At 59.9% G+C, this 15,399-nt stretch carries 15 protein-coding genes; all 15 read right to left on the bottom strand.

What is annotated here, in order from left to right:
* The gene (locus SH287x_RS12050; RefSeq protein ID WP_479514561.1) at window positions 1–1,899 is read right to left on the bottom strand and encodes a hypothetical protein; all 1,899 of its coding nucleotides are present in this window, start codon (window positions 1,897–1,899) and stop codon (window positions 1–3) included.
* The gene (locus SH287x_RS12045; RefSeq protein ID WP_479514560.1) at window positions 1,896–4,859 is read right to left on the bottom strand and encodes a hypothetical protein; all 2,964 of its coding nucleotides are present in this window, start codon (window positions 4,857–4,859) and stop codon (window positions 1,896–1,898) included. Before SH287x_RS12045 ends, SH287x_RS12050 begins: the two co-directional genes overlap by 4 nt.
* 4 nt (window positions 4,860–4,863) lie before the next feature.
* A complete protein-coding gene (locus tag SH287x_RS12040) occupies window positions 4,864–5,010 on the bottom strand; it encodes a hypothetical protein (RefSeq protein ID WP_479514559.1) in 147 nt (48 codons plus the stop codon).
* A gap of 32 nt (window positions 5,011–5,042) precedes the next feature.
* Window positions 5,043–5,471, bottom strand: coding sequence for a hypothetical protein (locus SH287x_RS12035; protein WP_479514558.1), 429 nt, complete (start codon window positions 5,469–5,471; stop codon window positions 5,043–5,045).
* Between the two features lie 11 nt (window positions 5,472–5,482).
* On the bottom strand, window positions 5,483–5,926 hold the full coding sequence (locus SH287x_RS12030) for a hypothetical protein (RefSeq protein WP_479514557.1): 444 nt from the start codon (window positions 5,924–5,926) through the stop codon (window positions 5,483–5,485).
* On the bottom strand, window positions 5,926–6,894 hold the full coding sequence (locus tag SH287x_RS12025; RefSeq protein ID WP_479514556.1) for a phage tail tube protein: 969 nt from the start codon (window positions 6,892–6,894) through the stop codon (window positions 5,926–5,928). The genes SH287x_RS12030 and SH287x_RS12025 overlap by 1 nt, the downstream gene beginning before the upstream one ends.
* Window positions 6,894–7,097 (bottom strand): hypothetical protein, encoded by a 204-nt coding sequence (locus SH287x_RS12020; protein WP_479514555.1) that lies wholly within the window; start codon window positions 7,095–7,097, stop codon window positions 6,894–6,896. The genes SH287x_RS12025 and SH287x_RS12020 overlap by 1 nt, the downstream gene beginning before the upstream one ends.
* A 7-nt stretch (window positions 7,098–7,104) precedes the next feature.
* Entirely contained in the window at window positions 7,105–7,860 is a 756-nt protein-coding gene (locus SH287x_RS12015) for a hypothetical protein (protein WP_479514554.1), read from the bottom strand.
* Window positions 7,861–7,929: 69 nt separating this feature from the next.
* A complete protein-coding gene (locus SH287x_RS12010) occupies window positions 7,930–8,400 on the bottom strand; it encodes a hypothetical protein (protein WP_479514553.1) in 471 nt (156 codons plus the stop codon).
* Between the two features lie 86 nt (window positions 8,401–8,486).
* The gene (locus SH287x_RS12005) at window positions 8,487–9,542 is read right to left on the bottom strand and encodes a C1 family peptidase (RefSeq protein ID WP_479514552.1); all 1,056 of its coding nucleotides are present in this window, start codon (window positions 9,540–9,542) and stop codon (window positions 8,487–8,489) included.
* A 74-nt stretch (window positions 9,543–9,616) separates the two neighbouring features.
* Window positions 9,617–10,717: a hypothetical protein gene (locus SH287x_RS12000; RefSeq protein WP_479514551.1), complete on the bottom strand. Its 1,101-nt coding sequence runs from the start codon at window positions 10,715–10,717 to the stop codon at window positions 9,617–9,619.
* Window positions 10,714–11,103, bottom strand: coding sequence for a hypothetical protein (locus SH287x_RS11995; protein WP_479514550.1), 390 nt, complete (start codon window positions 11,101–11,103; stop codon window positions 10,714–10,716). The genes SH287x_RS12000 and SH287x_RS11995 overlap by 4 nt, the downstream gene beginning before the upstream one ends.
* 128 nt (window positions 11,104–11,231) lie before the next feature.
* Window positions 11,232–11,576 (bottom strand): DUF2190 family protein, encoded by a 345-nt coding sequence (locus tag SH287x_RS11990; protein WP_479514549.1) that lies wholly within the window; start codon window positions 11,574–11,576, stop codon window positions 11,232–11,234.
* A 134-nt stretch (window positions 11,577–11,710) separates the two neighbouring features.
* Window positions 11,711–13,942 carry a phage major capsid protein gene (locus SH287x_RS11985; protein WP_479514548.1) on the bottom strand — a complete coding sequence of 744 codons (2,232 nt, stop codon included), beginning with the start codon at window positions 13,940–13,942 and terminating at the stop codon, window positions 11,711–11,713.
* Complete coding sequence (locus tag SH287x_RS11980) at window positions 13,923–15,398, bottom strand: phage portal protein (RefSeq protein WP_479514547.1); 1,476 nt, start codon at window positions 15,396–15,398, stop codon at window positions 13,923–13,925. Before SH287x_RS11980 ends, SH287x_RS11985 begins: the two co-directional genes overlap by 20 nt.
* Window position 15,399: the final 1 nt, after the last annotated feature.

Below are 15,399 nucleotides of genomic sequence, written 5' to 3'. Positions count from 1 at the left end.
TTACTGCTCCATCCCAGTTTCTGGGTCGAGGTACGCAATCCGGCTGTGATGTGTCACGCCCACCACTTCACGCACCTTGTAACCCTTGTAGGTCTTGAACAAATCGAATGTGAGCGTCTGACCGGCGTAGAGTGTCACCTGCTCCAATGCCCGGATTTTGAGACGTTCCCGCAACTCGGCAGGATCTTGCCCCAGCAATTCGGCCCAGTCGCCTGAAAAGGTGATCGAGGTCAGACCTTGGGAGAGGTCGTATTCAACGTCTGTGACGACGGCTTTGATCTGCTCCCAGCCGGTAGCCATCGTGCCACCAGCCCCGTTGCCACTGGTCATAGAGACGCGACGATTCAGTCCAGCGAATGAGAAATCCAGACCGTCCAGAGTTGCACCACCCACCCAGACAATGTCTTTCTGCTCATCCAGCACAGAGCGGGCGTACTTACGGAACTGCTCCAGGCGGGCGGCAGTGGTGACGGGGGTTCCCCACTCTTTGCCGGTCGATAAAAACTCGCTGTACTCCTGAAGCTCTCGCGTCAATCCCGCTGAAGTGAAGGCCGTCCCCTCCCAGCCCGATTCCGGCACGCGAACTTCGAGGCAAGGTGCGTACGGTGCCCAGATGATGCGGACGGCGGATGGCGCGTAGACCGTCTGAGTCGTGCCGGGCCTGGCGGTCGGATGCTGGTAATAGGGCAACGTCCCCTGGAACGTCGCAATGCCGTTCAAGAAATCGAACCACACACTTTCGACCGTCACCCAGGAACCGCCGCGATTATACGACACCTGAATCACAGGCCGCTTCACGTTGTTGAATTGATAGGGGCCAACGGGGATCGTGATATACTCGGGCAGGAGAGCTGCTCCGCGACGTTTCACCGCTGGGATGATCTGCCAGCGATGCCAAGCCTGTTCGGTGTGATACCCGGACGAATCCCCCCACGTCTGTAATAACACGGGGTCACCCAACGGCATGAGTGAATTCACTGGCGGGTCAATGTCGTCTTCGGCGGGCAGAGTCCAGTGAAACACTTCCAGCGTGTTCGTCTCGGGGCCGTAGACCCTCACAGCCGAATGACACTCTTCAATGGACGACTGGAGTTGCATCGACAGTACGGGGAACGTGACGGCGGGATCGTTAAGCCGCAACGTCACCTCGGGCGAGGCGTCAATCTTGAGGAACCGCCACTTGCGACTACCCGGCTCGAACAACATGCGCATGCGGGGATCAAACTGCCTGACTCGCTCTAACGCTGATCGGATCCCCTCGGATTGGAACACCAGCTTCTGTTGCGGCTTGAAGTCAAACGGGGCCAGATCGGCATCGACAAACGGCATCTCTGCCGCTTCGACGGTGCCATCCCCAGGGGCTGCGTTGCGCCAGACCAACGGGTGATAACTGTATTCCAGGACGCCGGCCAGAATCTGACCAACCGTCCCATCACTGCCGACTGAATGCGCGTAATCATCATCCGCATCGTTTTTGCAGTTGTAGACCAGCCTCGGCAACGCGCCGACAGTCGGGTAGGGCCATTGCTCCTCAAAGGGATTTCCCGGTTCCCACGGCGCGTTAAACACCACGACTTCTTTGGTCACGCGATAGGTGGAATCAAAGCATTCGTAGTCGATACGATTGCTCTCGACAGGCTGAATGCTCTCCACGAACCCTTCAAATAGGGGGTTGCTGGACGATTGAGCTGCTCCCCTGATGGTCTCTCCATCGAGCCAGAGACGGATAAACCAATACTCGATTGGCTGCGTGTGCTGGGGTGCCACCACGGAAAACGTGAGCCGGGCCGCATGCTCATAACTGATCTGCAACTTCAGATTGGATAACGCCAAATCTTGCAGGTCGAGTTCGGTGAATTCGCCAAACGGTTCGGCCTGTGTCTGCATCCTCACAGTCATCGCGTGCTCCTCCGCTGGGCCGCTTGTCGCTGAGCGGCGGCTCCCTGAACGATGGTTTTCTGAGCGTCTTCCAGCTTCGCCAGACGTGCCGAAAAGGCTTCGTTGGCTTGCAGCATTTCCGTCTGTGCCCGGATGCCCTCTTCAATCACGTTGATTTCGTCTTCCGATAGCTGCTTGCTCTTGCGCATGGCGTCAATCTGGCCTTGGATCAGGTCACGTTGCGCGGCAACTTTTTGAACAGGGTCAGTCTTCCCCTGTTGATCCTTCACGACGGCTTCCCGCTGAGCAGCCGCCACGGCCCGCTTGCGTTGAGCCGCCAGCCGCTTCTTGGCCATGCCGTCAGCCCCCTTCATTTTGCCGGCGTTGGCCTTGTCGAAACGCTCCCCGGCGATGAGTCCGGCCCGATTGCGGAGCTGCTTGCGGACTGCGTTCGGATCTTGTCTGGCCAATGCCTGCGCAGGATCAAATTTCGCCACATCCTTCAGCCGTTTTTCAGCAGCCTCTTTGTTCTTCGCGTTGGCCTTGACCGCCCACTCTTCCAGCTCTTTTTCGCGGGCCAGTTTTCGGGCGGTTTCGCTGACCGCAAACGCGGCGACCGCTTCGGTCATTTCCATCTGACGTTTGGCTGATTCCTCAGCCGCTTCAGTGGCGTCTTTCACCAGCTCCATCCGTAAATCGGACTCTCTCTGGATGAACTCTTTCTTGCGGGTAAACAGGTTTTCAGCCGCTTGATCCTCTTCGCGGAATCGCTCTTTTTCCTGTTCAGCCAGCTCCTTGCGGATGGTCGCCAACTGCTCATGGTCTTGATGCTGCCATTCGGGTTTTGCCTGTTCGGCGCGGCGTTCCCCTATGGTTTCCAACAGCTTGATATCAGCCTCAAATTCGTTCTTTCTCGAAGTGGTTGCCAATTCGATCTCGTGTTTCCGCAGCGTTTCCTGTGCGGCGGCCTGATCCGCAGCAATCCGCGTGGCTTCGCTCGCCACCCGTCGTTCCTGCTCAATCCGGAAATCAGCCTCATCCCGGGCCAGTGACTGCCGCAGCTCCACCGTGGCTTTCAATCGGTCGGTTTCAATAGCCCGCAGTTGTTCGTTCAGGCTGTCTGTTTCTTCGCGTGTCAGACCTTCCCGCTTCAACTGGGCCTTCAGGCGTTCTTCTTCCTGATTGGCGAGAGCGGACTTTTCCTGCCACTCCGCTTGCAGGAGCCGTTGTTTTTCCGCGTGGACGCTCTGCGCCGCACTCATTTCGAGTTCGTGTAACTCTCGCTCAGAAGCCCCGCGGGCCTTGGCAATCTCGATCTCATGACGCCCTCGGGACTCGACCAACTCCAATTCCTGTTCGAGCATCCCCCGGCGTGCGATCAGAGCTTCCTTTAACAGTCCCTCGTTCGCGATGCGTGCCCGGTCAATCTTCTCGTTGACTTTGGCCTTTTCGGTCGCTTCATCCTTTCCCGTCAGCGTGTCTTCACGAGACTGAAGTTGACCGATTCGCTTTTCGTAAGTGGCCGTATCAATGCGTTCTTCGTTGAGCTTTTCCTGTGCCCGCCGGTTCTTGTCTTTTTGCTCGGGTGACAGGCTGGAATCCTGTGCGTCCAGGTCAAGGCGGGCCTGCAATTCCGTCTGTTCGACCATTTTCTGATTGAGTTTGTCGCGCTCTCCCACCACGTCAGAAACCGTCTTTAGTTCTCCGATGCGCTTCGTTTCTTTGGCGTCCTTTTTGTCCTTCTCCGCCTCTTCATTGACCTTGCGAATTTCCGCGTAGGTTTCTCTGGTCAACTCCTTCAGTTTTCCCATACGCTCGGTCATGCGGCCCATCTGGTCGAGCCGCCGTTGTTCGGCGATGTAGGCTTCCCCACTTCCTCCCGTGATGGAGACGAAGAGTGACTGAAAGCCCCACACGCCTTCCTTCGTGAGGCGTGACGTCTCATTCAGCCCCTCGACCTGATAGCGTGCCCACTTGGTGGCTTCCTTGTTGATCCGGTCATACATCGAAGGGAGAGGATTCAATCCGGACACGAGGGCACTGGCCGCACTGCCAATCCGTCCGAATTCGGTGGTGGCCGTCTTGCCCACCTCCCGATAGCCCTTGTTGATGCGGTCGAGATTGCTTTCGACCTTCACGGCCAGATCGTCGGCCAGGTCGATCCCTTTCCGCTTGGCCAGCGTTTCCAGGCTCACCCCCAGTTCCGTTGATTCCCGCTTAAGGTCTTCAAACTTGCGGCGTTGCTCATCGGTCGCCTTGCTGGACTGTTCAAAGGTTTTGCCGGTGCGAGCCATCACCGCGCTCAAGCCTTTGATGGCCGTGCTGAGCAGCAACGCCGCTGGCAATGCTTTGTCGACCACCTTGAGAGCCACGCCGGCACCTGTGCGAAGTGCACCGGTACCCAGGCCGGCACGCCCCGCCACTCTGCCAACGGCTCCCGCGCCTTTGGCGCCCACACGGACAGCGCCCCGCGCAAACCGGGCGGTGTTGCTGTTGCCAATCGCCTTACTGGCGGCTCTCGCTCCGCGCACTGTGTTGATGGCACTCGACCGCACGGAAGCACTGAGTTTGGCCCGGGCTTCGGTCAACTGGGCCGTGCGGGCAATGAGACGGCCCGTGCTTTCGACGGCTTTTTCGGTCTGCATCCCCAGACGTGTCAATCGCACGGTGTTTTCATCGAGCTGCGATCGTAACCCCGTCCAGGTGGTGAGCTGGCGGGCGTTCGCGGCGGTCAGTTGCTCGGCGACCTTGCGTTGAGCCGTGGCGGCTGCGGCATAGATCTCGGCGGAATAATACGTACTGGCAATGGCGGTGCCAGTTTTGGCAAACGTCGCTGCCTGCTCCAGCATGGCCTGTGACAGCCCACCGCTGGCCTTTTCCAGACGTTGTTGGGACGCTTCCGCCCTCGTGGCACTTTGCTCGATCTCTCCGAGCGGGCCGCTCACCTGGTTATTGAGCGTGTACGTCAACACCATCGCCATAAATCTAATCCTCCTGATGGCCAGGCTGCTTGGCCGCTGCCTCCTCAATCAATTCCCAGACAGCCAACCATTCCTCAGCCACTGCCAACGGCAAGGCCTCAAACTCCCGCAGGCTGATGCCCAGTTTCTTCCGCAGGCCGCTCGATCTCATCAGAGCGGCCAGGCGGTCGAGACTGGGGGAACTCAGGCGGCCGTGGAGCCATTGGCGGGCGAGGCGCCGGACTCCCCCGGCGTGCGGCCCTGGAGCAGTTCCGACGTGGCGACGGAAAACTGGCGGAAGGATTCCGCACTGACCAAGAGCAACTGCTGGAATCGCTTGGCACTGAACTCCAGATCGATGAGCACATCACGCGGGCTTTCGCCCACCCCCAGAGACTCCGCCGGTTTGGGTGTCTTCACACCCTTCCAGCCAGTGACTAAGGAAGCCCGCAACGCAATCAGCGCGGCGAAGTGATGGCCATCAGGATCATCAGCGAGTGACGACAATAGGGAATCCTGCCGCAACGATTCCGAGAACGTGGGCTTGCGGATGATCAGTTCAAATTCCCCTTCCGGTGAAGTCACCGGCAAGGTGATTTCGGTAGGGATATCGAGATTCAATACAAACGACATAGAACCATTCCTTAATCAATCAGCCCACGTTGCCGAAGAACGTCCTCAAACTTGGCGAGCTGGGTTTCCAGTAAAGCGTTGATTTGTGCGGCCCAGGCGGGCGGGATGCGGTCGGGCAGGAGCTTTCGGTGCCGCTCAAAGAACCGGGCCGCGAGGGCCGTGTAATGGACAGAGGCGGTTTTACGGACACGCTTGTTTTTCACCGCGAGCTTGACCGAACGTTTCAGCTCTCCGGTGATCACACCGATTGGCCCTCTGCGAGGCCGCTTCAGGGGTTGCCACCGCAGACCTGATCGGCCTCGACCCGAATGACCGAGGCTCTCGAATTCCTCTTTCGCGAACTCAATCAACAGTTGGGCAATCTCGTTGATCGAGGCCGACAGCGAACGATCCAGCTGGCGACTCAGTGTCGACAACTCGCGGTGCAATTCTTCGGGTCTCAGCTCAGTGGTCATCAGGCCACGTCTTCGTAAGCGAACGTGATGCCGTTCACTCCCGACGATTGTGGCTTCAAAATGTCGAACTCTAACGGCTGCTGGAGAATGCCCCGCTGACGGCCAGTCTTGGCGGATCGCAGGAACAATCGAGGGAGCGTGATCGTGATTTGCGTCCAGTCGGTGTCTTCCTCACCAGTGCCCATATGCAGCCCTTTCAGCACCAGTTCGGCTTCCACCTCTTGCTCTTCCGGATTCAGATCGAGAATGGCTTGCGACCAGGTGTTCGTGGTCTTGGGAGGATTGAATGTGACGGTCTCGACTGTGTCGCCCGCAGGCATCGACAGCGGCACATCGCTGTTGAGATAAGACGTGATCAGGTTGTGGTTAGTGACCAGGTTGAACCCACCAAACGGAACGGTGGCACCGCCCAGTGTGAGTGTGCAGTCTGGCCCGAACTGAAACTCGATCAGCTTCTTCCGATCGAACGGCACAGTGGGAGCCGCTCCGACCGTGGATTGTCCCTGCTGATCGCGGCCCATCAGGGCCAGAGCCAGGGTGATCGGGCCACCCTCTTGTCCTGCTAGCGTCGCCTGATTGACGCGCAGCCCCAAGTGCCGCTGATTGTCGACGTTCAACCCTTCGTACCAGTTGGCGGATTTGCTGGCCCGAAACTTGGCTTCCGGGTTCGCGAACGCCCAGGTAAGCAGGTACTCGGCCAGACTGGGCAACCCTTCCGCCTGCCGCCAGCCAAACAGGTTGGTGTTGAGATTGCCCGATGGCAGGCCTCTGAACCGCCGCCCGTGCTGCCGCTGGCGGGATCCGGTGTACGGAGTCGCGTTGCGGGATTCGGCCACGTATTCGACGTCGTAGGTATCCACGGGGATGTGGATCAGTGTCGGGGAACCGGGGTAATCCGCCCAGGTGGTTTCGTCGACGAGGGCCAGAAATGATTCGTTACCGGTCAGAATTTGAATATCGGCAGGCATCAGGAACTCCCTCCATGGAAGTAATCGAGGTAAACAGGCAACACGATGGTGAGCGTGACTTTGATTGCCTGACGGCTGGGGGTGCCAGGCAAGGTCACGCCGGAAATCTGAAACGGCCCGAGTGGTTCCGGCAGATGGCCAGTCACCCGGCGGACATAAGGCACCGTGCTCCCTTCCGGAGCACAGCGGCAAATGGCCTGCATCAACTGATCACCGAGATATTCCGCCAGCGTGAGGGAGCCGGCGGGTAACCAGAGCGGAAATGCGCAACGAGTACGGGCATTTTTGCAGCACGTTCAAAATCTGTTCGACGGTGAAGGGCTGTGCCCACTCGACGGCGATGGCAGGCAACTCAGCGAGCGACGGCGTCCCGCGCAACAGGAGTTCTTCCGTCGCGGCGTCTGATTTGAAGAGCCGTTCCCACTCGAAATCTTCCGGCCATGTCCAGTGTTCGATAGCTTGCCAGACCGCCAGGCGGGCTTGAGTGAGCAAGGCGGCAGGGGTGAGGGTGATCGGCTGCGCGGGGGCACCGGCCAGCAGTTCGATCGTGAGGGCAAAACTGGTGACATACACACCGGGTGTGCGGAGTGTCTCCCGATCGACAATGGCCGGCTGCTCGATGTCGAGCACCCGGCCGCCGGTCACTTCGCGGTCAGCGAGCCAGTCGCGGAGCTGCTCGGCCAGGCGGTCGAGCCGGTCAATCAGCGGATCTGTGGTCTTGGTGACCCGCACGGCGAGCACCACCCGGACGGTGTACTGTTCCAATGCCCGATCCGATGTGCGACCGACTTCCTGCCAGTCCTCCGGATCGAACAGGATGGTCGGCGTGGTCAGTCCCGCCAGGCTCTGGAGATCGACATGCCGGCGGTCGGCATCAAACGACAGTTCCCAGCCCCCCGCCGGTGGCGTGTTGAGCTGCATCAGCAGGGAGTTGATGGCGGTGTTGATGCGGGAATTGTCAGGCATGATGGGGGGCTTTCTGCTTTTTGGCTTTTTCGCTTCTCAGCTTTTCTGCTTCTCGGCGGCTTGGCTTCCTCAATTGCGGCCGAGTTTCTTCAACTGCTTGGGCGAAAGACCCATCAGTGTCTCGGGCTGCAGGCATTGGCCATTCCGGCAGGCCGGGGTGGGCATCGGATACAGCGCCGGTTGCGGCAGCCGGGCCGGCGGAACCGGAGGAGCTGCCGGCAAGGTCGGTCGCTGGACAGGAGGGGACGGCACGATCACCGGTGGTGCCGGAGCAGGCTTCGGTGGGGCGGGAATGGGCGGCGACTCGAGTAATTGCTCGAGGCAGGCGAACGACGGAGCCGGACAGGCGGCTGCCGGAGCGATCAATCGCTCGAGAGCGGCAAAGCTGGGGCTGGCGGCCGTCATCACCGGTGGTTCTGCCATCAGTCGATCGAGGGCGGAGAAGTCGACTTCCGTGGCCTGGGCTGGGGCAGAAACATGAGCCAGACAGAGGCAGGCGAGAATTCCGGCCTGCCAATAGAGCAATCGATAAGCATTCATTGAATCGGTTCCTTGTTTGCGAGGGGATGGTGTTTGTCGTCCCTTTTTTGCTTTCCTGCTTTTCCGCTACTTCGCTTCTGGCTGCTTTACTTCTTCGCGGCCTCTAACAGGCGGTCGAGAGAAGACCAGTCGATGGCGTCGGCCGGAAAGCCGGAGACATCGCTGATGGCGAAGACTTCCCCGCTGGGAAGGGTGCGGGCATGCGTCGCGGTGAGATCCGTTTCGAGCTGCTTTCTGGTCATCCAGAAGCTGCCAGCGGGTTCATCGCCCAGGGGTGCCGGCGTCGACTCGGGGGGATGGCTGTTGCGAACTAAAAAGTACTGGCGATCAGGGTCAGCGGAGCAGGTGCCGTCGTATCCGCAGAATTCCATGGCATGAGCCCAGCGGCCGACACGCGAGACCACCAGGCGGCCATCCCGTTTTTCAAAGCCAACCGGTTTGAAGGAAGTGCCCCACAAACAGGGGTAACCATTGGTGAGCGCTTTGCAGACATCATCGGCTGTGGTGCAGCGGTGATAGTCTCCCGAGCGGGTTTTGCCGATCTCGATCAAATGTTGTGGGGGGCCTGAACAACCCCAGCTATTGGCCAGTGACCCGGAATATGGTTGGCCCGCTTCCTCCCGCGTGATGAAGCCCATCGTCTTCAGAGCGATCACCGCATAGGACGGATGTGAGCCGGCAGAACCACAGGCAATCTTGGGAGCACCGACGTTTCGCCTGGCTGCTCCATAAAGATAGGGGGGAAACGGTTCGACCACTTTTTGCCGGCGGCCGGCGGCCACCTGCATGACGATCCGATCCCGGATGGCATGAGTCAGCGCGAAGCTGGTGCAATCCCCCGTCTGCTGGATCGAGACGGGCCATTGGTCGAGCAGGGGTTTGCGGGCTGATTCCACGAACAGAGCCGCTCGGTCAAGCCGGGCCAGTTCCCGGGCATGGTTGCGGTCGGGGTCATCGCCACTGGCGACGAAGGGTTTCGCGTCGGGATGCAACCCCTCCGTCACTGCCATGTGATCGGCCGGCAAGCCGAAATCTTCCCAGGGCGTTTCAGGGGCATGGAGCAGCACGGGGGCCACGCAGAGCACGCCGGCCACAGACAAGATCGCCAGCAGGATGCGCAGCCACAATTTCCAGTTCTTCATGTTGGTGTGTCCCATCCTTGGGCTGGCGATCAGGTTTCAAACGTGATTCATAAACGGACTGATTTCGGGCGAAATCACTCTGTGAGTGACTGGGCGGATTCGAGGGCTTGAGCGGCTTCGAGAAAGAAGGCGGCATAGTCCAGCGGTGTGCTGAGCTGGCCTTCTCCAAAGACACGTTTGATCTCGGCAATGATCAGGGAGAGCAGGGGTTTGTAGTCGGCAGGCAACTTGCCAAGGGCCGCTGCGAGCTGGTTGATGGCGGGGGTGACCTCGATCGATCCCGCCTGCAATGATTTGGCCGCTGACCTGGCTTCACTGATCACCCCGGACAGTTCGCCGGCTCGACCAGGCCGATGGATGGCTTTCGCTGCCGTCGCAATCCTGGCCGCAATCCCGAAGGTTTTTTCAGGCTGGGGAGCCGGAGTTGGCTTCACCGGTTCAGGCACCGGCACCGGTTTGGCTGGTTCAGGAACCGGCGGCACCGGGTCAGGTTTCACGGGCTGGGGAGCGGGCGGTGGAAGTGGTGGCGTTCCTTCCACCACAAACTGCCGGGCAATCGTGTCGATGCCGTGGGCATTCCCCACGCTGAGCGTCAAGACGTAGACCCCCGGATATCCGGCCGCGGTGATATCGACGGCACTGGCACTGGAGAGCTGTTTGCGTCCCTTGAGTTCCGGGGAAATTGTCCATTGATAATGATCGGGCTGGCCCTCCGAACTGCGGGCGGAGAATTCCATGAACTCCCCGGGTTCTCCCTTCGCTGGCCCACTGATGACTGCTCGAGGTGGTTTTCCAAAGGCGGGCTGGCAGCCGGTGGCCAGCAGACAGAGTAAGAGAGCCATCGCCCCCAGCGGCAACCACTTCACGCCGGTCGGTGACCGATCATTCGTCACGAGCTTTCGCAGCGCGTCGAGTACTGGCTGAATCGGATTCACAGGTGACGGGCTGGGTGTGCCGCCATCGGAGGTGTCATCGTCGCCATCTTTGTTGTCACCGTTTCGCAGCTTCGTGAGGTAGTTCACCAGCACGGGCGCAAAGCCGGCGACCAGGGGCGTGTAGATGCCGAAGTCCGTCGAGGTGAGCCATTGACTGAGGTAGGCAATCACCACGCCGGAGAGGCCCAGCAAGAACGATTTCACCATCGGCGATGGTGTCGGGAATTGAGGCAATGTCATGTGACAGGCTCCATCGAAACAAGCACGGTATGGATTTTGAGCGACTGGCCGGTGCCGTCGCAGAACTGGTATTCCCGCTGGGATCCCTCGGGGAGCTGCACGCGGAACGTGCGCCGGACGCCGCCCGTCACATGCTGGATCCGGTCGCCGGTGGTCGGGAGAAACGGCAAGCCCCCGTTCTCCAGGGCGGTGAAACGCACCACGAAAAAGACGCTGTCGAACTCCACCAGCAGGCCGAACGCCGCCAGGGCTTTCTGATCCGAGCTGGTGATCATCGACTGCAGCACAAGCTCCTGATCGTCCCGCAAGTAAAGGACAGACTCGGAAACGTGCTGTTCACGCTGCTGAGCCAGCCAGGTGCGGGCGGATTTCAGGAGATTGGCCACAGGTTTTCACTTTCAAAAACGGGTGAAAGAAAAAGCCCGGCGGAGGGCGTGAGGCATGCTCTCGTGCCGTCCGCCGGGCGCATCGTCGCCGCGGCCCTTCTATAGCGAGCCCGCAGCGCGTTGGATTCTTAGGTGTTGGCGAGATGCAGCACGTTCATCGTGCTGACACCGGTGGCATAGGCTCCGACCGAAGTGCCCATCCGCTTGTTGGCGTTGGTGTCGGAAGAGCTGGAGGCCTTCTGTTCGGATTCGTCCCAATAGACGATGGCCCCATCGGTAAACGTCGAGGTGTCCTTGGGGACGGTGTAGACCGCGCCACCGGCCGAGAGGGCACCGGGCGTGTTGGCGGCAATGGAGTGATGGGCAATCCGCACATCGTTTCCGATCACCACGACAGCTCCGGCCGCCACGTCAGCGGATGGGGTGTGGTCGAGAACGATCGGCTCGCCCGACTGAAGTTTTGCAATGGCCATGCGTGGCCCTCCTGCTGGTGTAAAAAAAAGACTTCCGACAACCCACTGACAACCCACCGGCCCCAAGACGGGGCGGGCAGAATGACCGAAGCCAGACAGCCCGCCCCGACTACACGGGTCGTTTCCAGCCGGGATTAAGCCCCGGAATTGCGTTGGCCGGCGTAGTGATCGGCCAGGGCGACGCCGAGGTCGTAATAACCCCGCATCCCGAAACCGAGTGAATCGGGGGCCAGTTCCACCTGCTCAATGACTGGTTGTTCCTGGCCATTGAGGAACACCACCTCAATCGCCGACACGTCGTTCGGATCGGCCAGCAGATACCAGGCGGTGTTGCTGCCACCCAATGTGGTATCGCTGAGGTAAGGACTCATGACGGGGGTCTTGTTGTACTTTCCGGCGTGTGGGTTGGCCGTCCCGTACTTCTTGTCGGTGCCGGTGTCCCGCAACTCGGCAGAGCTGAGGAGTGTCCGGGCAGGCGTGTCGAGGGAAGGTGGCACCAGCAGGATCTTGGGAGTGATCCCCAGCAAAGCCTTGGTCTTCAGATGCTTGCGTTCCAGCATCTGCTTCTCGGCAGCCGTCAGCGCATCAACGCCGAAGGCCGAGCCAGCGCCCGTCAGGATGTTGCCGTTACCGACCTTGAAGAAGTTGCTGTTGCTGTTGAAGGCCAGCCAGAAGACTTCATTCAAGGACAGAGCCGCTCCACGCCCGAGCAACTTCGTCACGGACTGCAAAGCCCCCATGTCATCGTTGATCAGGTCTTCGCGAGCAATGGTCAGGATCTTGGCGTAGGTTTCCGCCCGGTTGGTGTAGGACTCATCCGACAGCGAACCGTGCTTAATCTTCTGCCCGCGCCCCAACTTCTCGAACTTTAAGTCGTCGACCAGGCGGATGCCGTGGATCGTCTTGAAGTCGGTCACCGGCTTGATTGAAGCGATGGCTCGCCACGATTGATCGACGTGCAGGAAAGCATCCCGCACGAACTTGTTGGCGACGTCCATAAAGATGTCGGCCAGCTCGGACGTACTGAACGCCGCTTTCATGACGGCCTGCTCATAACCGCGGAAGCGGTGGCCTTCGTAGCCGTTGGCCTGAGCCGCTTCGAGACAGAGTTCTTGCAGTCCAATCCCTCGCTTGTACCGCTTGTCGGCGGCTTCGAGGACTTCCGGCTTAAAATCCTTTTCGACGGACGGCAGCTTCAGAGTTTTGCTGAGAGCAGCCTTGATCAGGGTGTTCTTCTCGTACCCACCCTGACGGCTGGAATGTGGGGAGACACCCTTGGGACGCTCGGCCCGCATGACCGCCAGTTCGGTCTTGTCGATCGACCAGTTCCCTTCAATCGCTTGGGCAGCAATCTCCGAGTGTTTCGATCCACAGAGTTTGGTAATGCCTGCCACCCGCTTTTCGTTGGCGGCATAAACCTTGTTCACCCGGTTAATACCGGCGGTCAGCGTGGTCTTGGCGCGGCGCTGCTCGAACGTGCTGGATCCAGCCGCTTTGGCCTTCACCTTCGCCTGGCGTCCCTTGGCCTTCACATTGCTCCCCTTGCGGCGGGCAGCGACGGGTTGTTCGTCCTCTTCTCCACCGTCTTCGGCTTCGACGTTTTCTTCGTCATCCTCAGCTTCGAGGTCGCTTTCATCGCTTTCCGCCGCCATTTCGGCGTCATAGGACTGCTGCAGCTTGGTGCGGCCCTCTTCGGTCAGTGTGCCGGGATCGGTGATACCAATCTTGGCTAGCCATTCTTCAAAGGTCATGGGGAATCCTTTCCCAGGTGAGGCGGAACCGATCACTTTCGCAGAGGCCCCGCCTTCGTCGGCCCCCAGCGCTACGAAACTCACTTCGTCGAGAGATGACCGCCGCGTCACATAGAGCGGCCCGACGAAGGTTTGACTGTTGACCACGACGGTTTCGCCTTCGGTGATCTCGTCGATATCAGCCCAATAGGCACAGGCTCCAATGGAGACTTCCCAGGGAAACCCGTTCCGGCCGGAATCCCGGACTTCCGTCGCATCGGCTCCGGCGCCCGAGAGAATGCCCGCCACCAGCAGATTCCGTTCCGTGGCGGTGACAGAGGTGGAATGTCCCACCACCCGGTCATGATCATGGGAACGGAGTAACGGCCGCTGCTGGGACTTGATGGCCAATCCGGAGAGATCCAGCACGACCGGCAGATCAAACTCCGCCAGCAGAAGACGGCCGCCGGTGTAGGCGATCATCTCGCAGCGAGGGAGTCCGTTGGTCTCAGCGGAGGCCAGAAACTTGACCGCATGGCCAGTTGCCCGGGCACGAAACGAAATTTTCCCCTTCAGCGCTTTTCGAGCTTTCACGGAGGGGGAACGACGGATGGATTTACGCGGCCTGGCGGGCATGAGGCACTCCTTCCGGTTGAGAATTCACGAGAGGAGCCGCCGGCTGGTAGATCACATTGGTAATGCGGGTACGAAGGACTTCTGTGGTCATCCCCAGTGCCTTGGCCTGTTTCTCCAGTTCGGCTTCCCAATCGAGTCCGCGCTTGGCGTACTCTCTGGGGAGCGTCGTCAGACCGAGCCGCAGTTCCCGTTCGATCGCGTCGGCCGTCTTGGCGGGATCGATGTCTTCATAGGCATCCCATTGCCAGGAATGCTTCAGTGCTTCCACGGTCAGTCCCCGGGGAATCAACCCCAGCAACTTGGCTTCCCGCACCCACAATCGGAACAACGGCTCCAGCGCCAGCAGCTCATAATCGGAGCGATCCATGTCACAGGTCTTGTAATAAACCTGATGATCGAGGCGGCCGCTCGAATAGTTGTAGCCTGAGGAATCGCCCAGCGCGACGTTCTTGGGCATCGACAGCGGCCGGGCCTGTTCGCAGAGCAGGTGTGTCTTGAAATCCCCGTACAGACTGGTCGGCTGTTCGGCCTTGAGCTGGCTGATTTTCCAGCCTTCCGGGAGCCTCATCAGCATCCCGCGTTCCATGTCAATCGTCGTAAAAGGATCGTCATCCGATTCGGCGGGATCTTCGACGGCTCCGGCCGTCTCCATGACAGCGGAGAGGTTGGCGGCCGTCTCGGCGGCCTGACAGACGGCCAGCGTGTAGCGCCTCATCATCGCACCCAAAGGGAGCGACGACATGATTTCAGGTAGTCCGCGGTGTTGCCCCGGACGTTCGCAGCGGAAGATGTGGGAGACATAACAGGCGGCAAGGGTGTCGTATTCCATGGTGGCGGAATAGCTGAACATGTCCCCCGGATGTCGCTTGAGGACATGGTAAGCCATGGGGTTCGACCATTCGTCGAACTCGATGCCGTCCACCTGATGGATGGTTAAAGCTTGCAGGAAGGGCGTGGTGAGCTGCTCGGCTTCGATCAGCTGAACATCGAGCTGGATGCCGGGCAAGCCCCCGTTGTTGCGGAAGATCGAGATCCCCTCGCCATCCTGGCACTGGGCCAATCGCTTCGTTCTCAGTTTCGGGCCAAGCCTGATCAGCATGGCCCACTGCGTGAAGAGGGCCTCCACCTGGGCGGCGACGGTCTTGTCCTGGAAGTGGATCTGCAACCGCGGGCCGGAACCGATGACGTCGTTCGCCAAAGTCCTGGTCATGCCGCGCAGATAGGAGTTATTGGCGATTTCGCACCGGGCACGATTCCGAAGAATTCGTCGCACGCCGGGAGAATTGGCGGCATCGGCGGAGAGACCATCCGCCATCCGCCAATGCCGAACATTGTCGGGAGAACTTTCGGCGGCGTCATAACGCGCCCGTACGGGAGCCCCGCGCCGGTGAGAGGCGCGGGATACCTGACGTTCTGCGATGAAGGGACGCCCATAAGCGTCAAGAATTCCGGCCATC

The sequence above is a fragment of the Planctopirus sp. SH287 genome (genome assembly GCF_056500625.1).
Note: the sequence above shows the minus strand (reverse complement) of the source record. Positions and strands in the feature narration are given on the sequence as shown.